The sequence below is a fragment of the Luteibacter sp. P4_E6 genome (genome assembly GCF_056401535.1).
This window is the reverse complement of record NZ_JBFUJE010000040.1, coordinates 1-18,136: the sequence shown is the minus strand read 5'-3', so window position 1 is coordinate 18,136 and position 18,136 is coordinate 1. Positions and strand designations below refer to the sequence as shown.

Sequence of the window (18,136 nt, the reverse complement as noted above, 5' to 3'; positions counted from 1 at the left end):
GCCACCTGCTCGGGCGTCGGTGGCGGCGTGGCACGCAGCTGCCGCTCCTGCTCGACCCAGCGCCGCAAAGCCGTCGGGCCAAGCCCAAGCAGCCCGCACACGGCAGGCACGGAGCGGTTCTCATCCAGTACTAAACACACCGCCCGGCGCTTGAGCGCCGGGTCGATCGGTCGATATCCCATGATTCACCTCGGTAGGGATTTTGCTCCTACATGGGTGTCCAGGAAAATTAGACCACCGCAAATCGACTCCTACCGATCGAGAGCATCGCCGGCATAGCCGGCTCCCACAGGGACACTGCAACCTCGTGGGTCGCGACGAACTTGTGGGAGCCGGCTCCGCCGGCGATGGGTGTTACCTCACGCTTTCATGGACAGCTTCGATCACGCCGGCATGGTGGCCATGTCGATGACGAAGCGATAGCGCACGTCGTTCTTCGCAAGGCGCACATAGGTCTCGTTGATCGACGCCATGTCGACGACTTCGATGTCCGAAACGATGTTGTGCTCTGCGCAGAAGTCCATCATTTCCTGGGTCTCGGCCATGCCGCCGATGGCCGAACCGGCGATCGTGCGACGCGGGAGCATCAGGCTGCCACCGACCACGCCGTCGAGGGGCGTGAGCGCGCCAACCAGCACCATGGTGCCGTCGAGCTTGAGCAGGTTGGTGTACGGGTTGATGTCGTGGGACACCGGCACCGTGTTGAGCAGGAAGTCGAAGCTGGCACCCGCCGCCTTCATTGCTTCCGCATCCGTGGACAGGAGCACAGCGTCGGCGCCGAGGCGCTTGGCGTCTTCACCCTTAGAAGCGGAGGTGGTGATCATGGTGACGTGCGCGCCCATCGCCTTGGCGAACTTCACGCCCATGTGGCCGAGACCGCCGAGGCCGATCACACCGACTTTCTGGCCCTTGCCGACCTTCCAGTGACGCAGCGGCGAGTAGGTGGTGATGCCGGCGCACAGCAGCGGCGCCGTCGCCTTGAGGTCGAGCTTCTCGGAGATCTTCACCACGAAGCGCTCTTCGGTGACGATCTCGGTGGAATAACCGCCCTGGGTCGGCGTGGTCTTGTCCTGCTCGGTGCCGTTGTAGGTGAAGCTGGTGTGGGTCAGGCAGTACTGCTCGAGGTCCTGCTTGCACGATTCACAGGTGCGGCAGGAGTCGACCATGCAGCCCACGCCGGCGAAATCGCCGACTTTGAACTTCTTCACGGCCGAACCGACGGCAACGACGCGGCCGACGATCTCGTGGCCCGGGACCATCGGGAAGGTGGAGTTGCCCCAGTCACCCTTGGCCTGGTGCAGGTCGGAGTGACAGACGCCGCTATAGAGGATCTCGATGCGGACGTCGTGCTCGCCCGGCTCGCGGCGCTGGAAGGTGAAGGGGACGAGGGGGGTCGTTGCGCTTTTGGCGGCAAATCCGCGGACGTCGATCATGGCAGTCATCCTTATCGTTGAGAGTTTGATCGGTAGTCCACAACAATACGTCCGCTGGAATGGCGCGGCCAGCGGGGATTCCGGGACGAGCCGTTGAGATATCCTTCACAATCATGCGACCCGACAACCTTTCCCACCTCGCCGCCTTCGCTTCCGTGGCGCGCCATGCCAGCTTCCGCAAGGCAGGGGCCGAATTGACCCTGTCCACGTCCGCGATCAGCTACGCGATCCGCGGGCTCGAGGAGCGGCTCGGGGTCATGCTGTTCCACCGGACCACGCGAAGCGTCTCCCTCACGGAGGCCGGGCAGCGACTCCTCGAGCGCCTGGAGCCAGCCCTTCGCGATGTCGGTGATGCGCTGGAGGAGATGAACGACTTCCGCGCCGCGCCCTCCGGCACGCTCCGGATCAATATGCCGCGGATCACCGCCCAGCTGATCCTGCCGCCGCTGTTGCCACGGTTCCTGGCGGCCTACCCGGATGTGCGCTTCGAGGCGGTGGACAACGATGGCCTGATCGACATCGTGGCCTCGGGGTTCGATGCCGGGATCCGCTTTCTCGAGCAGGTCCCCGAAGACATGATCGCGGTGCCGATCGGCGGCCCCCATCGGAGCGTCTGCGTCGCGACGCCGGGCTACCTGGCGACCCACGGCACGCCGTTGCACCCCAACGACCTGATGCGTCATGAGTGCATACGGTTCCGATTCCCCAGTGGGCGTATCTATAAGTGGGAGTTCGAGCAGGCGGGCCGCAAGCTGGACGTCGATGTGCCGGGCCGGCTGACCTTCGCGGACTTCCGGCTGTCGCTGGACCTGGCGCTGACCGGCGTGGGCCTGACCTTCGTGCTCGAAGACCAGGTCACCCAGTTCATCGAGGACGGCCGGCTGGTTCGCGTACTCGAGGACTGGTGCCCGTCGTATCCGGGTTTCATGCTGTATTACCCGCGGCAGCGCAGGGTGACCTCCGCCCTGCGCGCCTTTATCGATCTCATCCGCGATGACGGGGTGGGGTGAGGCGCTTCTGAGATGCGCTTGGTGCAAGCGCATGCAAGGGGTATCCTAGGCGTATGCTGCGGCGCACCACGCGCCGGACCCCCACGTCCCGAGTCCTCCATGTCTGCTTCCGCACCCGCCCTCGATCCGGGTACCCCGCCCGTCCGCGCGCCGCACGTTGGCCTGGTCATCCTCGCGCTCGCCGTCGGTGGTTTCGCCATCGGGACGACCGAGTTCGCCTCGATGAGCATGCTTCCCCTGTTCGCGCAGGGCCTGGGCATCGACGCACCCACCGCCGGTCACACCATCAGCGCGTATGCGCTGGGCGTCGTGGTCGGCGCGCCGGTGATGACCGTGCTCGGTGCGCGCGTACCGCGGCGCCGGTTGCTGCTGATCCTCATGACCATGTTCACCGTGTTCAACGGCCTCACCGGGCTGTCGCCGAACTACCACTGGATGCTGGTCTTCCGGTTCCTCGCCGGCTTGCCGCATGGGGCGTATTTCGGCGTGGCCGCGCTGGTCGCGTCTTCGCTGGTGCCTGCAAACCGGCGCACGCGCGCGGTAGGTCAGATGTTCCTCGGGCTCACCGTCGCGACCGTCGTCGGCGTGCCGCTGGCCAGCTGGCTGGGCCAGGCGGTCGGTTGGCGCTGGGCCTTCGCCTTGGTCGCCGTACTCGGTGTGCTGACGATGACCGCCGTCGCGATCTTCGCGCCGAACACGCCGTCCGATGCAAAGGCCAGCCCGCTGCGCGAACTCAGTGCCCTGAAGCGTTCGCAGGTCTGGTACACGCTCGCCATCGGTGCGATCGGTTTCGGCGGCATGTTCGCCGTCTATACGTACCTGGCGGACATCCTGATCAACGTGACGAAGATGCCGCTGTCCTCGGTGCCCTGGGTGATGGGTGTCTTCGGCGTTGGCATGACCATCGGCAATATGGTCGTTCCCGTCTTCGCCGACCGCGCACTCATGCGCACAGCCGGCGTCTTGCTGGTTTGGAGCATGGTGCTCCTTGCCATCTTCCCATTCACTACCGGCAACATCTGGCTGCTCAGCCTGGACGTGTTCTGCATTGGAATCGGTGGTGCCCTGGGTACGGTGCTGCAGACACGCCTGATGGACGTCGCGGGTGATGCGCAGGGCCTTGCCGCGTCGCTCAATCATTCCGCATTCAACACCGCGAACGCGCTGGGCCCATTCCTCGGTGGCCTGGCCATCGCAGGCGGCTACGGCTGGACATCGCCCGGCTGGGTCGGCAGCTTGTTGGCACTGGCGGGTCTGGGCATCTGGGCGGCATCGGTTGCCGCCGAGAAGCGGACGATCTCCGAAGCGGCCGCCGAGCCCTGCTGACCGTCACCGCACGGCGTTGGAGATTCGATGACCACCTTTCGACTTCGCATCGCGACCGCCGACCAGGCGGCGGCGCTAGCTCAGGTGATGGAGCGCACGTTCCGCGCCACCTTCGGCGAGTCCACCGCCGAAGAGCACATGGCCGAGCATTGCCGGAACAGCTACCGCGAAGCGATCCAGCGCGCGGAGATTGTCGATCCGGACATCACGACCTTGCTCTGTACCGACGGCGCGTCAATCGCCGGCTTCGCGCAAGTACGCTCCGGCGAACGTCCGGCCTGCGTTCCGGAATCTAGGGCGGTAGAGCTCCATCGTATCTACGTCGATGCGCCCTGGCATGGAAAGGGCGTCGCGGCGCTGCTCATGGATGCTGCGCTCGACGACGCTACGAAGCGTGGAGCTAATGGCGTATGGCTCGGCGTCTGGGAGAACAACCCGCGAGCCGTCCGCTTCTATGCGAAGTTCGGTTTCGTCGAAGTGGGTGAGCATATTTTCCAAGTCGGTGGCGACGCCCAGCGCGACCTGCTCATGTACCGGGCGCTGTAACCGGGAAGCTGGTCCCGAACAGGATTAGGCCGGTGACTGACCGGCAGCGCTCGGATTCCGCTATCTTCCATGCAGGCGAGACCTCAATCCGCGGGGTTCGGGATTCCGGCATGAAAGACATCTTCGCGCTCAAGCTGTACACGCGTGTCGCCAGGCTCGGCAGCTTCTCTGCTGCAGCGCGCGAGTGCGGGCTGTCGCAGTCGCAGGCCTCGCGGATCATCGCAGACCTTGAATCGGACCTCGGGGTACGTCTGCTTTCAAGGACGACGCGTGCCGTGGTCCCGACGGAGACCGGTTCGGAATTTCTCGCGCGCATGGAGCCGATCCTGCTCGCGCTCGACGACGCCGAGCACAGTGTGCGCGACGGCGGTGACCTTCGCGGCCTCATACGCATGAGCATGTCACTGAGCATCGCCATACGCGAGATCATTCCGCGCCTTGCATCGTTTTCGACCAGGTACCCCAACGTGGAACTCCAGCTCCTGCTCGAGGACCGTCGTCAGGATCTCGTGCGCGATGCCGTGGATGTCGCGATCCGCGTCGGGTCGAAGCCAGACGCGAGCGGCACGATCAAGCAGCTGGCCGTGATTCCGAGGGTGATCATCGCGTCGCCTGCGTACCTCGCGACAGCGGGAACGCCCACCTCTCCCGACGACCTCGTCAGCCATCGCATTGTTTCCGGACCCGCGTCGATGGTGCCCAGGGGTTGGCGGTTCGAGCGCGACGATGACGTCAGGACGATTGAGCTCGGCTCGCACTTCAGCACCAACGAGAGCGAAGGCGCGGTCGCCGCCGTTGTTTCCGGCATGGGCATTACGTCGACGACAGGTTGGGCATGTCGGCGCGAGCTCGCCGATGGCTCACTGGTTCAGATACTCACCGACTGGCGCACCGAGGAAATACCCGTCTTTGCGTACTTTCCGCTCGGACGAGCGACACGCGCCGCCGCGCGCGCCGTCGTCGATCATCTCATCGCGGAGTTAGCCATCGATGCCGGTCTTGGCCGCCTGCCCTACTGACGGGCGGCCTTCCGTTATCAACCGCCGCCGAAGATGCTCGATACCTGCGTATTGAAGCCGTCGACGAGCCCGTGCTCCGCGGGGCCCGCGTTGTTGCGAAGGGGGCGTGCGCCTTCAACGAGGATCTCGTCTGCGTCCGTCTCCAGCACGGCCATGGTCTGGGCAATGAACTCATCGAGCGGCATGGCTAGCTCAGCTTCCTGACTATTCATCAGTTCCGTGCGAACCCACGGCGGAGCGATCTCGAGCACTTTGACGCCGTCTTCGCGGAGCAGGAAGCGCTGCGAAAGAACGTACGAGTGCAGCGCGGCCTTGGTGGCGGAATAGACGGCCGTGAAGGCGAGTGGCACGAAGGCAAGCACCGAGCTGTTGTAGATCACCGTCGCATCGGGCTTTTTCTTGAGATGGTCGATGAGGGCCGAAGTCAGGCGCAGCGGGCCCATCAGGTTGGTGGTAATCGTCGACACCATCTGCGCATCGTCCAGGCGACCGACCGCACGGTCGAGTTCCATGATGCCCGCGTTGTTGATCAGCACGTTGAGTGTCGGGAATTCCGCAATAAGCTGTTTTGCGACCCGCTCGATGTCGGCGACATCAGAGACATCGAGCTGTACGGCGCTCATGCCCGGGTTCGCCGCGACGACGGTATCGAGATGGCCGCGACGACGTCCGCCGATGATGACCTTGTTGCCCTTGGCGTGAAGAGCTTCGGCGAGACCGCGACCGATGCCCGAACCGCCGCCCGTGATGAAGATGGTATTGCCGCTGATTTTCATGGTGTGTCCTCGGTGAGTTAGCCGCCKCCCCGTTAGTCGGGGCCAGCGGCGCATTTCGTTGAAGACAAGTTAGCGATGACCAGGCAGCCGCAGTAGCCATTCATTTCCGCTTTGACTTATGTGCGACCCACATCAATCGTGTCGGCCCCGCTTCCTGTGGGGCCGCTTCCTGTGGGGCCGCTCCCTGTGGGAGCCGCTTCAGCGGCGATGCTCTCAGCCGCCCCTAGCAATCTCCTCAGAGCTTGGAGCCACCATCCACGTGCAGCGTTTCACCCGTCACCCAGCGCGACGCAGCAGACGCAAGGAAGGTAATCACGTCGGCGATATCGTCGGCGGTGGCCATGCGCTTCAGCGCCTGGATGCTCAGCGTGAAGTCACGACCTTCGTCGCTCTTGGCGAAGCTCGACATATCGGTGGGAACCACGCCCGGTGCAACGGCGTTGACGCGAATGCCGCGCTCGCCCAGTGCCGACGCAAAGTGCTTTACAAGCGTGTCGATGGCGCCCTTGGTCGCGGAGTAAGCCGACAACGTGCCGACAGCGGACTTGGCGGCGAGCGATGAAAGCAGCACGACACTGCTGTCCTTGCACATCACCGGAAGGAGCTGCTGCACGAGGAAGTAGGGGCGCGAACGTTCACGGCGAAGAGGTCGTCGAAGTTTTCGACGGTGGTGTCCTCGATTGTCGCGGAGACAGCGATGCCTGCATTGGCGACCAGGACGTCGAGTCGGCCACCGATGATCTCTCGGACCTTGGCGGCGAGTTCGTGCGGCCCCTGCGCGGCACGGAGGTCCGCACCGACTTTCTCTGCCTTGCCGCCGGCCTGGCGAATTTCGTCGACGACGGCCTGGGCCTCCTGTTCGCCGCGGCTGAAGTGCACGAGCACCTGTGCACCTGCCTTGGCGAGGGCCAGGGCGCTGGCCTTGCCGATACCACGCGAAGCACCGGTCACCAGGGCGGTCTTGCCGGTGAGATCGAAGATTTGGTTGCTCATGACGTATTCCTCAAAGTTATGGCTATTGAATGGATCAGGCTTGCCGGCGGGAGCGACGAAGGGGTCTACCGGCGGCTTGGTGGACAATCTAGGCCGCTCTGGCGCGTCTGAAAAAGACTTTGTAAGCTGGTAGGCATACCTTCGAGGCATGGGCTCATGGAACTGCGGCACCTGCGGTACCTGATCGCCGTGGCTGAAACGGGCAGCCTCACCGAGGCCGCCGAGAAGCGGCTGCATACATCGCAACCCTCGCTCAGCCGGCAGATACGCGACCTCGAGGATCAGGTCGGCGTCGCGTTGCTCACGCGTAGCGCGCGAGGTGTCGTCCTCACCGAGGCAGGAAGGGCATTCATCGATCACGCGCGCCTGGCGTTGAGCCAGGTGGATGCCGCCGTCGAAGCTGCGCGTCGAGCAGCGTTACCTTCGAAGCGGCGGTTCGCGCTCGGCTTCCTCACCGGCCTCGAGATGAAGTGGCTGCCTCGTGCGATGCAGTTGCTACATCAGGACATGTCGACCGTCGATGTCACGGTGTCGAGTGACTACTCGCCGGATCTTGCCGATGCCGTCGCACGCGGACGACTCGATCTCGCCTTCATGCGAGCCGAGCCGGATTACGATCTCGAGTATCGCGTTATCGGTCAGGAGGAGTTGGTGATGCTCATGCCGAGCGATCACAGGCTGACGAAGCGGAAGATGGTCGAGCCGAAGGACATGATCGGCGAGCCGTATGTCGCGATGGCGAACAAGGCGAAGGTGCTTCGCGGGGTTATCGATCATTACCTCGAACGATCGGGTGTTGCGATTGAACCGACGCAAGGTGTCGACAATCCTGCCATGGTGATGTCACTCGTGGCATCGACGCGCGGGCTCGCATTGATCCCCGCGTACATCCAGGACCTTATGCCTTGGTCGGTGACCAGTCGGCCGCTGAAGAATCCGCCGATGCTGGATCTCGTCGTGGGGTATAGCAGGAGCAATACGTCGCCGATCCTTGAGGAATTCCTTTCTCGTTTGCGAGAGATCCCCCCAGAGGCAACCGTCGTTCACGCGTAGCTACTTACGTCGTTCACTGCTCGCGGCCAACCGACAGAAGAAGCATGCCGAACGGACCGACCGATTGATCGATACGTGCGATATCGCCGGAGACCGGTTGAGCGAAGGGCCAGCCGCATTTGTTTACACGGCGCTGAATAGCTGGGTCGAAGAACGAATATCTCATCGGACAACGGCCCGATGTTCGGACCACGTGAATCGGCGCGGTGATCGGCGCGTCAGCTCGCGAGGTCACAAGGACGAAGAGGGACGCTAAGCCGTACACGCAAAGCCAGCACATAAACGCGAGATATCCGCTCAGCATCGTGATGCGGAAGGGAACGACCCAGGGCTTCAATCTCTTGAGCTCGCTTTTGTCCGGAATCATGAAATTTCTGCATCCGGGGGATCTAGATCGGGATCAACAGAGTACCCAGGACGCAGAGATATATCGTCAGGATCCTCGATCTTGTCCATTTTGATTCGTGCGTCTCCCCGGGCGCGGTTTCGAGCTTGGATGACACGACTCAGTACCTTCCTTGCGTTTAGACGGAACTCGTTACTTCCCGATACAAAACGAACTAAAGATCGCCCCAAGAAGATCATCCGATGAATACGTTCCGGTGATCTCACCCAGTGCTTGCTGCGCCTGACGAAGTTCTTCCGCAGCAAGCTCTCCAGCATGCGATCCATGCAGCGCATCCGCGGTGCGCGACAGATGGTCACGAACCCATTCGAGCGCCACGACATGACGACGTCGCGCGCTGAAGGCACCGTCACCCGCGCCAGCCGTCGCGAGGTCTCTCAACATTGATCGCAGTGCGTCAAGGCCATCGCCGGTCAACGCAGACAGCCACAGCGCGTCGTAGCCTTCGTGGGATTCCCGATGTGCCGATGCTTGGGCCAGATCGATCTTATTGACTATGACTAAGCGTGACGCATGCGTCGGTGTGCCTTCAAAGAACGCGAGATCCAAGGCGGCGTGCTCGGCGTCAGTGACGAGGAGAGCAACATCGCATCGCTCAAGCTGTGCACGTGCGCGTCGGATCCCTTCCCGTTCGACGACATCCACCGAGTCGCGCAGGCCTGCGGTGTCGGCCAGCTCGAGCGTAACGCCATCGATACTGATGGACTCACGGAGCACATCACGCGTCGTACCAGCGATGTCGGTAACGATGGCGCGTTCCTGTCCCGCGAGAGCATTCATCAGACTCGACTTGCCCGCGTTCGGCCGACCGACGATAGCTACCGTGATGCCGTCATTAAGTCGAACGCCACGGCGCGTCTCCACGAGCAGCGCATCGAGATTCGCACGCAATGACGTGAGCTGTTCGCCGATAACGGGATCGGCAAGAAAGTCGATTTCCTCTTCAGGAAAATCAATCGCCGCTTCGATATGCACGCGAAGCGCAATCATCTCCGCAAGCAAGGCGTCGACACGTGCAGAGAACACGCCTTCCATCGAACGTAAGGCAGCGCGCGCGCCTGCCTCCGATGTCGCCGCTACGACATCGGCCACAGCTTCCGCCTGCGCGAGGTCGAGCTTCCCATTGAGGAACGCGCGTTCGGTGAATTCACCCGGTCGCGCCAGACGTGCGCCGAGTTCGATGCAACGACGAAGCAGGGCGTCGAGAAGCACCGCACTGCCATGCCCCTGCAACTCGAGCACATGCTCACCGGTGTACGAGGCGGGCCCCGGAAAGTGCAGCAGAATCCCGCGATCGATCAGCTCGCGATGGCCGTCGCGAAACGCAGCGAAGTGCGCGTGCCGCGGTACAGGGTCGCGACCGAGGAATGCCTTGGCGATGGCAGGAACCAACGGCCCCGAAACGCGAACGGCGCCGACCCCAGCCGCGCCGGCGCCGGTAGCGATGGCCGCGATGGTGTCGTCGCCGTGATTCATTGCCGTACCTTCAATAGCGAAGCGGCGCGTCTTTCGACGCGCCGCTCAGGGGTTATGCGGTCTTGGCCTTGATCTCGGCCCGGTCGACGCTGCGGTTGATGTACCACTGCTGGAGCAGGCTGGTCGCACCGTTGATCGTCCAGTAGAGCACGAGGCCCGAGGGGAAGAAGGCGAAGAAGACACCGAAGATCAGCGGCATGACCTTCATCATCTTGGCCTGGGCCGGATCCATGCCCGCCGTCGGCATCATGCGCTGCGTGAGCAGGGTAACGATGAAGTACAGCACGGGCAGTACGTAAAAGGGATCCGGCGCGGAAAGGTCGTGGATCCAACCGAAGAACGGCGCATGGCGCAGTTCGATGGATTCCGACAACACGCGGAGCAGGCCGATGAAGATCGGGAAGGTGATCAGGATGGGCAGGCAGCCTGCCATCGGATTCACCTTCTCCTTCTTGTACAGCTCCATCATCGCCTGCTGCATCTTCACGCGGTCGTCGCCGTAACGCTCCTTGAGCGCGGCGACGCGCGGCTGCAGCTTGCGCATGCGTGCTCCCGAACGGAACTGCGCATCGGTGAGCTTGTAAAGCGCAGCCTTGATCAGCAACACGAGCAGGATGATCGCCACGCCCCAGTTGCCACTGATCGCATGAAGCTGCGAGAGCAGCCAGTGCAGCGGCTGGGCAATGATGGTGAACCAGCCATAGTTGCTGGTCAGTTCCAGGCCCGGCGCGATGACGTCGAGCGTGCCCTGCAGCTTCGGGCCGATATACAGGCGCGCAACGCTGTCGGCGGATTGACCCGGAGCGACCTGGATCGCCGGACCGAAGGCGCGCACGAGATAACGCGGCGTCGCGGAGTTCGGATCGACGATATTGCTGGTGTAGGTCACGGCCTCGTTGGCCGGCGGAATCCAGGCCACGAAGAAGTAATGCTGCAGCATGCTGACCCAGCCACCGGTGATCTGGTGGTTGAGCGGCTTCTTGGTGAAGTCGGCGAAGGGCAGCGGCTCGAACTTGCTTTCCGGGCTATACCAGGCGGCACCGAAGAAGCTGTGCTGCGCCGGATCGGTATAAGCCTTGAACCAGTTCACCTTCTCAGCCGGTACGCGCTGCAGCTGATGGTAGGCATTGCCGTTCCACATCGCCGCCGAGCCGTTCTCGATGTGCTGGTCGAGGTCGACCACGTAGTCGGTACGCTTCAAGGTATAGCGCTTGACCACCTTCACGCCGGACGGGTCCGTCCAGGTCAGCTCGGCGCTGACCGTCTTCTGGCCATCGGCAAGGATGTTCTCGGTCTTCTCGGCGTGGAACAGCGCGCGATGGTCCGGCGCGGCACCGGTGCTGCTGACCAGACCGTCCTGGGCGGCGAAGAAGTGCGCGCCTTCGTCGTCGAGGAGGCGGACCGGCGGGGAGGTCGGGTTCTTCTTGGTTTCCGGCTCGGTCGGATAAGCGAGCAGTTCCGATCGAACGATGCTGCCACCGCGGGTATCGATGGTCAGGCGGAGCAGATCGTTAGAGAGCGTGACCAACTCGGCCTTGCCTTCCACCGGTGCGCCGGATTCGTTCGGCACGCCGGCGGGGTTCGTCGCGCCGGGTACGGCGGCATCGGCACCGGCCTGTCCGGCCGTGGTCTGGCCCGTCGGAGCGGGGGGAGCCGGCGGGTGGACGTAGTCCTTCTCCCACTCGGTCCACAAGAGATACGCCACGAACATGAGCGCGAAGAAGAGGAGCGTGCGCGTTTGATTCATTGCAGGGCCAGATCCGGATGACGTCTCAGCCAGCTGGCCGGGAGAGACGGGGACGACGGTGAGAAGAAGGTCAACGCGCGATTGTGCCGTCGGCGCCTTCGCGCTTCAACGGCCGGACCTTGCGCAGGAGCATGTCGAGCTCGGCCAACAGGGCTTCGCCGGTCTCTTTGACCGCGCTGTCGCGCGCCATGACCAGGATGTCGACGTGGGGTAGGGCGATGCGCGCGCGGCGAAACGCCTCACGTGCCAGGCGCTTGATCCGGTTACGGTCGACCGCGCGCTTGGAACAGCGCTTGGAGATGGCGAGGCCTAGCCTTGCCGTGTCGACATCGTTGTTTCCGAAGCGCAAAAGAAAACAGCGGCCGCCAAGGCGTCCGCTGACTGTTCGCAAGGCTGCGAAGTCGGCGGCGCGGCGGAGCCGCGCTTCGCGCGGCATGGCTGCGGCTCGCACGACAGACGAACCGATTACGGGATCAGGCGCTTGCGACCCTTCGCGCGGCGGGCATTGATGATCTTGCGACCATCGGCCGTCGCCATGCGGGCGCGGAAGCCGTGGGTGCGGGCGCGCTTGAGCTTGCTGGGCTGGAAAGTCCGCTTCATGACTCTTAATCCGGGTGAAGAATGAATATGGCCGGAAAGTATGGCCGACATTCCGCTGAAGTGTCAACCGCTTGGCCGCGCAAGAACTGCGGCGGTCCGGCCAGGCGAACCCCGAGGCAGGGGCGGAACGCTGGTAGACTTCGTCGTCCACCCCGCGCGCAAGCGCCCTTTCTGTGGCAAGAATACCCGATGAGTGATCTTTGGAGGCGCTGTCTCGAGCGTCTTGAAGGCGAATTGAGCGCCGAGGACGTCCAGACCTGGTTAATGCCGTTGCAGGCCAGGGAAGACGCCAGCGGGCTGCATCTTTACGCCCCGAATCCGTACTCGCTGGACACTGTCCGCGATGAATACCTGAAACAGATCCAGACGATCGCCGAACACCTCCTCGGGCACCCGGTGCCCGTGCGCTTGGAAGTGGGCTCGTCCGGCGGACGACCGGCTCCCCAGCGTCCCGTGGCGTCGTCGCCGGCGGCCGCACCGGCACGGCCTGCCCGCGAGGCGGCGCCGGAAGCGCCCCACGTGCACAACCTGGATCCRCATTACACGTTCGATACGTTCGTGGAAGGCAAGTCGAACCAGCTAGGCAAAGCGGCGGCCATGCAGGTGGCCATGAATCCTGGTCGCGCCTACAACCCGCTGCTGCTCTATGGCGGTACGGGTCTGGGTAAGACACATCTCATGCATGCGGCCGGCAACCTTCTCATGCAGAACAATCCGGACGCCAAGGTGCTTTACCTGCGCTCGGAGCAGTTCGTCAGTGGCATGGTGAAAGCGCTGCAGCAGAAGAACATGGACGAGTTCAAGCGTCGCTTCCGTACCGTGGATGCGCTGCTGATCGACGATATCCAGTTCTTCGCCGGCAAGGACACGACGCAAGAAGAGTTCTTCCACACCTTCAACGCCCTGTTCGAAGCGAAGCAGCAGATCATTCTTACCTGCGACCGCTATCCGAAGGAACTGGACAAGCTGGAGCCGCGGCTGAAGTCGCGCCTGGGCTGGGGCCTGTCGGTGGCGATCGAGCCGCCTGACTTCGAAACGCGCGCTGCCATTCTTCTGTCCAAGGCGGCCGACAAGGGCATGGAAGTGTCGGAGGACGTTGCGATGCTGCTGGCCAAGCGCATCCGCTCCAACGTGCGCGACCTCGAGGGCGCCCTCAACACGCTGGCGGCTCGCGCCAACTTCTACCGTAAGCCGATTACGACGGATTTCGCAGAGGAGACCCTGCGCGATCTGCTGAACACGCATGCCCAGGCCGTGACCGTGCCCAACATCCAGAAGATGGTGGCCGACTACTACCAGGTGCGTCTGTCCGACCTGCTCTCCAAACGCCGTGTGCGCTCCCTGGCGCGTCCCCGGCAGGTAGCCATGGCGCTTTCCAAGGAACTGACCGACCACAGCCTTCCGGAGATCGGTGAAGCCTTTGGTGGTCGCGACCACACGACGGTTCTCCATGCCTGCCGCACCATCCGCGGTTTCTGCGAAAAGGACGTTCGTATGCGTCAGGATTGGGAACAGCTCATCCGCATATTGACGGGCTGAGAACCTGTGGATAATAGGTGGATGGACAGAGGATGGTTTTGACCCTCGAAGTTATCCACAAGCTACACACATGGCACCGCCTCTTAGGCCCAGTCGATATCAACCGATAAGCATCTGAAATATATTAGAAATTCAGGCTTCTCCAGATATCCACCGGCCCTACTACAACCACTATAAAATCTTAAAACTTAAAAGCAGGAGAAGGGGCGCATGCAATTCAGCATCCAGAGGGAAGTTCTGCTCAAACCTCTGCAGCAAGTCGTAGGCGTCGTAGAACGTCGTCAGACCCTGCCTGTACTGGCCAACCTTCTGGTTCGCGCCTCCGGTAGCGAGGTCTCGTTTACCGGTACCGACCTCGAAGTCGAGATGGTCGCCACCACAGCCGCTGACGCGGTCCAGGAAGGCGAGATCACGATTCCGGCCCGCAAGCTTTTCGATATCGTTCGCGCACTGCCTGACGGTGCGAAGATCGATATCAAGCTCAACGGCGAACGCATCGCGCTCAATGCCGGCCGCAGCCGTTTCACGCTGGCTACGCTGCCTGCGACGGAATTTCCGACCGTCGATGAAATCGAACTGGTCGAGCGCGTCTCGTTGCCGGAAGAAGTTCTTCGCGACCTGATGGACCGCACCGCCTTCGCGATGGCGAACCAGGACGTCCGTTATTACCTCAACGGCATGCTGCTGGATCTCCAGGAGCACACGCTGCGCTGCGTCGCCACCGACGGACACCGCCTGGCGCTGAAGGAGACCAAGCTGGAAAGCTCCGTTTCCGCTCGCCGCCAGATCATCATTCCCCGCAAGGGCGTGAATGAGCTGGTGGGCCTGCTCGAGTCCGGTGAAGGCATGGTCGAGCTCGAGTTCGGTCGCAACCATCTGCGCGTCCGTCGCGGTGGTGTCACGTTCACCTCGAAGCTCATCGACGGCCGGTTCCCGGATTACGAGGCAGTCATTCCGCTCGGTGCCGACAAAACGGCCACGATCGAGCGTGATGTGCTGAAGAGCGCGCTGCAGCGCGCCGCCATCCTGTCGAACGAGAAGTATCGCGGCGTAAAGCTCGAGCTGACCCCCGGCCGTATCAAGATCATTGCTCACAACCCTGAGCAGGAAGAGGCCCAGGAGGAAGTCGAAGCGGAAACCGTGGTCGACGATCTCGCCGTGGGCTTCAACGTGGGCTATCTGCTCGACGCGTTGAGCGCACTTCGTGGCGACAAGGTCCGTATCAACCTTCGTGACGCCCAGTCCAGCTGCCTGCTCCAGGAAGAGGGCAACGAAGAAGCACGCCATGTGGTGATGCCGCTTCGCCTCTGACGGCAAGGCAAGCTAGAGTTCGGCCCACGACGCCGGGGATGTCTTCGACACCCCGGCGTCGTTCGTTTTGGACGGGAACGTATTTGGCATGAAGTTCGAGTCGCTGAGAATCGCCGGTCTGCGTTGCCTCGAAGGGGTGACACTGTCACCGGCTGCGGGGATCAACGTGTTCATCGGGGCCAACGGCGCCGGAAAGACCAGTGTTCTGGAAGCGGCCTATCTGCTTTCGCATGGCCGCTCCTTCCGGGCAGGGTCTCGCGACGTACTGTTGAAGCGGGGTGCTACGGCGCTTTCCGTTTTCGCGGAAGTGCATTCGGACGACGGTAGGATCCGGCGCCTCGGGCTAGGGCGGGAGAGTGGACGTTGGGTTGCCCGGGTCGACGGTGATACGGCGGCTTCGCTGGGCTCCCTGGTTCAGGAGTGCGCCGTGGTGTGTTTTGAACCGGGCTCGCACGACTTGATTGCCGGGGCGTCCGACGAGCGTCGGCGCTACCTGGATTGGGGTCTGTTCCACGTGGAACATTCTTTCGTCGGCCAGTGGCGCCGATACCAGCGTGCGCTCAAGCAGCGCAATGCGCTCCTGCGAAACGGCGGCACCGTAGAGGCCAGTCTCATCGAACCTTGGGAATCGGAGCTAGCGGGAGCAGGGGAGGCCATCACCCTGTTTCGGCGTGACTACATCGCCAGGCTTCTCCCACACATCCAGAGCTTCATGGAAAACGTGCTGCCCGAGCTCGGCGAATTCAGCCTCCGCTACAAGCCAGGCTGGGACGAGGCAGCGAATCTGCTGGCTACCCTGTCCGAGCGCCGCTTCCGCGACCTGGGTCGGGGCCACACCACGGTCGGCCCGCATCGCGCCGACTTCACGATCAGTTTCGAGCACGCCCCCTTACGCGAACACCTCTCCCGCGGGCAGGAGAAGTTGTGTGCCCTGGCGTGCCTTCTTGGTCAGGCCTCGCTGCACGCCGAAATCCGCGGAGAGTGGCCTGTCGTCTGCCTTGACGACCTTGCATCCGAGCTCGATCGTACCCATCAAGAGTGGGTAGTCGCGCAGCTTCTAGGCCGCGACGTTCAGGTCTTCGTGACGGGAACCGAGATTCCGTCCGCCCTCATCGAGCAGCCAGTGACTGTGTTCCACGTGGAACAGGGTGTCGTCTCGGCTTTGCTATAATCGATTGACTGTCCCGGGCCCTTCCGCGCCGCCCGGGACCGAAACCTGCGCCATCACCAGGCATCGCATGAACGAACCTCTCGATCCGACCAATTCGAACGCCTACGACTCCGGCAGCATCAAGGTCCTCAAGGGACTGGATGCCGTCCGTAAGCGCCCCGGCATGTACATCGGCGACACCGACGATGGCACCGGTCTGCATCACATGGTCTTCGAAGTCGTCGATAACGCCATCGACGAGGCCCTGGCCGGTTACTGCGACTACGTCACGGTCATCATCCACCAGGACGGTTCGGTCAGCGTGGCCGACAACGGCCGTGGCATTCCCGTGGAAACCCATCCGGAAGAGGGCAGGTCGACGGCGGAAGTCGTCATGACCGTGCTCCACGCCGGCGGCAAGTTCGACGCGAACTCGTACAAAGTCTCAGGCGGCCTGCATGGCGTCGGCGTCTCCGTGGTCAACGCGCTCAGCGAAAAGCTGTGGCTGACGATCTGGCGCGACGGCAAGGAAAACCGCCAGGAATACGCCCACGGCGACCCGGTGGCCCCGATTTCCGTGTTCGGCGACACCAACCGCCGCGGCACGATGGTTCGGTTCCTGCCTAGCCACCTGACGTTCACCAACAACATCGAGTTCCACTACGACATCCTGGCGAAGCGCCTGCGCGAGCTGGCGTTCCTCAACTCCGGCGTCACGATCGAGCTGGTGGATGAGCGCAACGAGCGCAAGGACATCTTCGCGTACGAGGGCGGCATCAAGTCCTTCGTGCAGCATCTGTCCGCGCTGAAGAACCCGCTGCACCCGAACGTGATCAGCTTCAGCTCCGAGAGCGAAGGCATCACGGTCGAAGTCGCCATGCAGTGGACGGACGCGTACCAGGAAACGATGTTCTGCTTCACCAACAACATYCCYCAGCGCGATGGCGGCACCCATCTCACCGGTTTCCGCGCGGCGCTTACCCGCACGCTGCAGAACTACATCGAGAAGGAAGGCCTGGCCAAGAACGCCAAGGTCGCCCTGTCTGGCGACGACATGCGCGAAGGCATGATCGCGGTGCTGTCGGTGAAGGTGCCTGACCCCAAGTTCTCCTCGCAGACCAAGGACAAACTGGTCTCCAGCGAAGTGAAGACCGCGGTCGAGCAAGTCATCAACGACAAGCTGGCCACGTTCCTGCTGGAGCATCCGGGCGAGAGCAAGGCCATTGCCGGCAAGGCCGTGGACGCTGCCCGCGCCCGCGACGCGGCTCGCAAGGCCCGCGAAATGACCCGCCGCAAGGGTGCGCTGGATATCGCCGGCTTGCCCGGCAAGCTCGCCGACTGCCAGGAGAAGGATCCGGCGCTGTCCGAGCTGTTCCTGGTCGAGGGTGACTCCGCAGGTGGCTCGGCCAAGCAGGGTCGTAACCGTCGCACCCAGGCCGTGCTTCCGTTGAAGGGCAAGATCCTCAACGTCGAGAAGGCTCGCTTCGACAAGATGATCTCGTCTGCTGAAGTCGGCACGCTGATCACCGCGCTGGGCACGGGCATCGGCAAGGACGAATACAACCCGGACAAGCTGCGCTACCACCGCATCATCATCATGACCGATGCGGACGTGGACGGATCCCATATCCGCACGCTCCTGCTCACCTTCTTCTACCGCCAGATGCCCGAGCTGATCCAGCGCGGACACGTCTACATCGGCCTGCCGCCGCTGTACAAGGTGAAGCAGGGCAAGCAGGAGATGTACATAT

17 protein-coding genes and 1 pseudogene are annotated in these 18,136 nt (G+C 62.9%); 9 read left to right on the top strand and 9 right to left on the bottom strand.

The features are described 5' to 3' along the window. On the bottom strand, positions 1-182 hold a 182-nt coding region (locus tag AC1DT2_RS04760; protein WP_477294740.1), incomplete at its 3' end, for a transposase. Positions 183-383: 201 nt separating this feature from the next. Continuing rightward, on the bottom strand, positions 384-1,433 hold the full coding sequence (locus tag AC1DT2_RS04755; RefSeq protein ID WP_063571952.1) for an NAD(P)-dependent alcohol dehydrogenase: 1,050 nt from the start codon (positions 1,431-1,433) through the stop codon (positions 384-386). A gap of 113 nt (positions 1,434-1,546) precedes the next feature. On the opposite strand from AC1DT2_RS04755, the gene AC1DT2_RS04750 reads away from it, so the two are divergent. The 4 genes from AC1DT2_RS04750 (at position 1,547) to AC1DT2_RS04735 (ending at position 5,334) form a co-directional block, all read left to right on the top strand. Beyond that, the gene (locus AC1DT2_RS04750) at positions 1,547-2,443 is read left to right on the top strand and encodes a LysR family transcriptional regulator (RefSeq protein ID WP_477294738.1); all 897 of its coding nucleotides are present in this window, start codon (positions 1,547-1,549) and stop codon (positions 2,441-2,443) included. Between the two features lie 99 nt (positions 2,444-2,542). After that, complete coding sequence (locus AC1DT2_RS04745) at positions 2,543-3,769, top strand: MFS transporter (RefSeq protein ID WP_477294736.1); 1,227 nt, start codon at positions 2,543-2,545, stop codon at positions 3,767-3,769. Between the two features lie 27 nt (positions 3,770-3,796). Further along, on the top strand, positions 3,797-4,315 hold the full coding sequence (locus AC1DT2_RS04740) for a GNAT family N-acetyltransferase (RefSeq protein ID WP_477294734.1): 519 nt from the start codon (positions 3,797-3,799) through the stop codon (positions 4,313-4,315). A 110-nt stretch (positions 4,316-4,425) separates the two neighbouring features. After that, positions 4,426-5,334 carry a LysR family transcriptional regulator gene (locus AC1DT2_RS04735; RefSeq protein ID WP_477294732.1) on the top strand — a complete coding sequence of 303 codons (909 nt, stop codon included), beginning with the start codon at positions 4,426-4,428 and terminating at the stop codon, positions 5,332-5,334. A 17-nt stretch (positions 5,335-5,351) separates the two neighbouring features. On the opposite strand, the gene AC1DT2_RS04730 is transcribed toward AC1DT2_RS04735, so the two are convergent. Then, positions 5,352-6,110 carry an SDR family oxidoreductase gene (locus AC1DT2_RS04730; protein WP_063571923.1) on the bottom strand — a complete coding sequence of 253 codons (759 nt, stop codon included), beginning with the start codon at positions 6,108-6,110 and terminating at the stop codon, positions 5,352-5,354. A gap of 235 nt (positions 6,111-6,345) precedes the next feature. Further along, a pseudogene (locus AC1DT2_RS04725) lies at positions 6,346-7,103 on the bottom strand (SDR family NAD(P)-dependent oxidoreductase). A gap of 156 nt (positions 7,104-7,259) precedes the next feature. Between AC1DT2_RS04725 and AC1DT2_RS04720 the strand changes: the two are divergent. Continuing rightward, positions 7,260-8,156 carry a LysR family transcriptional regulator gene (locus AC1DT2_RS04720; protein WP_063571925.1) on the top strand — a complete coding sequence of 299 codons (897 nt, stop codon included), beginning with the start codon at positions 7,260-7,262 and terminating at the stop codon, positions 8,154-8,156. Between the two features lie 13 nt (positions 8,157-8,169). Here the strand turns inward: AC1DT2_RS04720 and AC1DT2_RS04715 are convergent, their stop codons facing one another. The 5 genes from AC1DT2_RS04715 to rpmH form a co-directional block, all read right to left on the bottom strand. Then, a complete protein-coding gene (locus tag AC1DT2_RS04715; RefSeq protein WP_477294729.1) occupies positions 8,170-8,523 on the bottom strand; it encodes a hypothetical protein in 354 nt (117 codons plus the stop codon). Between the two features lie 171 nt (positions 8,524-8,694). Beyond that, on the bottom strand, positions 8,695-10,038 hold the full coding sequence (gene mnmE, locus AC1DT2_RS04710; protein ID WP_477294727.1) for a tRNA uridine-5-carboxymethylaminomethyl(34) synthesis GTPase MnmE: 1,344 nt from the start codon (positions 10,036-10,038) through the stop codon (positions 8,695-8,697). Between the two features lie 52 nt (positions 10,039-10,090). Next, positions 10,091-11,785, bottom strand: a complete 1,695-nt coding sequence (gene yidC, locus AC1DT2_RS04705) for a membrane protein insertase YidC (RefSeq protein ID WP_213949080.1) — start codon at positions 11,783-11,785, stop codon at positions 10,091-10,093. 70 nt (positions 11,786-11,855) lie between these two features. Further along, positions 11,856-12,221, bottom strand: a complete 366-nt coding sequence (gene rnpA / locus AC1DT2_RS04700) for a ribonuclease P protein component (RefSeq protein ID WP_063571929.1) — start codon at positions 12,219-12,221, stop codon at positions 11,856-11,858. A 29-nt stretch (positions 12,222-12,250) separates the two neighbouring features. Then, positions 12,251-12,385 carry a 50S ribosomal protein L34 gene (gene rpmH, locus AC1DT2_RS04695; RefSeq protein ID WP_007082494.1) on the bottom strand — a complete coding sequence of 45 codons (135 nt, stop codon included), beginning with the start codon at positions 12,383-12,385 and terminating at the stop codon, positions 12,251-12,253. 189 nt (positions 12,386-12,574) lie between these two features. Here rpmH and dnaA point away from each other — a divergent pair, with 189 nt between their 5' ends. The 4 genes from dnaA to AC1DT2_RS04675 form a co-directional block, all read left to right on the top strand. Then, positions 12,575-13,924 carry a chromosomal replication initiator protein DnaA gene (gene dnaA, locus AC1DT2_RS04690; RefSeq protein WP_213949079.1) on the top strand — a complete coding sequence of 450 codons (1,350 nt, stop codon included), beginning with the start codon at positions 12,575-12,577 and terminating at the stop codon, positions 13,922-13,924. 210 nt (positions 13,925-14,134) lie between these two features. Next, positions 14,135-15,235 (top strand): DNA polymerase III subunit beta, encoded by a 1,101-nt coding sequence (dnaN, locus tag AC1DT2_RS04685; RefSeq protein ID WP_213949078.1) that lies wholly within the window; start codon positions 14,135-14,137, stop codon positions 15,233-15,235. A gap of 88 nt (positions 15,236-15,323) precedes the next feature. After that, positions 15,324-16,406, top strand: coding sequence for a DNA replication/repair protein RecF (gene recF / locus AC1DT2_RS04680; protein WP_477294724.1), 1,083 nt, complete (start codon positions 15,324-15,326; stop codon positions 16,404-16,406). 67 nt (positions 16,407-16,473) lie between these two features. Next, positions 16,474-18,136, top strand: a 1,663-nt coding sequence (locus AC1DT2_RS04675) for a DNA gyrase subunit B (RefSeq protein WP_477294722.1), incomplete at its 3' end; no start/stop codon positions are given.

Coding starts and splice junctions, on each gene's coding strand:
- rpmH (WP_007082494.1), bottom strand. CDS start 12,385: ATGAAGCGGACTTTCCAGCCCAGCAAGCTCAAGCGCGCCCGCACCCAC.
- AC1DT2_RS04720 (WP_063571925.1), top strand. CDS start 7,260: ATGGAACTGCGGCACCTGCGGTACCTGATCGCCGTGGCTGAAACGGGC.
- AC1DT2_RS04735 (WP_477294732.1), top strand. CDS start 4,426: ATGAAAGACATCTTCGCGCTCAAGCTGTACACGCGTGTCGCCAGGCTC.
- yidC (WP_213949080.1), bottom strand. CDS start 11,785: ATGAATCAAACGCGCACGCTCCTCTTCTTCGCGCTCATGTTCGTGGCG.
- rnpA (WP_063571929.1), bottom strand. CDS start 12,221: ATGCCGCGCGAAGCGCGGCTCCGCCGCGCCGCCGACTTCGCAGCCTTG.
- AC1DT2_RS04740 (WP_477294734.1), top strand. CDS start 3,797: ATGACCACCTTTCGACTTCGCATCGCGACCGCCGACCAGGCGGCGGCG.
- AC1DT2_RS04715 (WP_477294729.1), bottom strand. CDS start 8,523: ATGATTCCGGACAAAAGCGAGCTCAAGAGATTGAAGCCCTGGGTCGTT.
- AC1DT2_RS04750 (WP_477294738.1), top strand. CDS start 1,547: ATGCGACCCGACAACCTTTCCCACCTCGCCGCCTTCGCTTCCGTGGCG.
- mnmE (WP_477294727.1), bottom strand. CDS start 10,038: ATGAATCACGGCGACGACACCATCGCGGCCATCGCTACCGGCGCCGGC.
- recF (WP_477294724.1), top strand. CDS start 15,324: ATGAAGTTCGAGTCGCTGAGAATCGCCGGTCTGCGTTGCCTCGAAGGG.
- AC1DT2_RS04755 (WP_063571952.1), bottom strand. CDS start 1,433: ATGATCGACGTCCGCGGATTTGCCGCCAAAAGCGCAACGACCCCCCTC.
- AC1DT2_RS04730 (WP_063571923.1), bottom strand. CDS start 6,110: ATGAAAATCAGCGGCAATACCATCTTCATCACGGGCGGCGGTTCGGGC.
- AC1DT2_RS04745 (WP_477294736.1), top strand. CDS start 2,543: ATGTCTGCTTCCGCACCCGCCCTCGATCCGGGTACCCCGCCCGTCCGC.
- dnaN (WP_213949078.1), top strand. CDS start 14,135: ATGCAATTCAGCATCCAGAGGGAAGTTCTGCTCAAACCTCTGCAGCAA.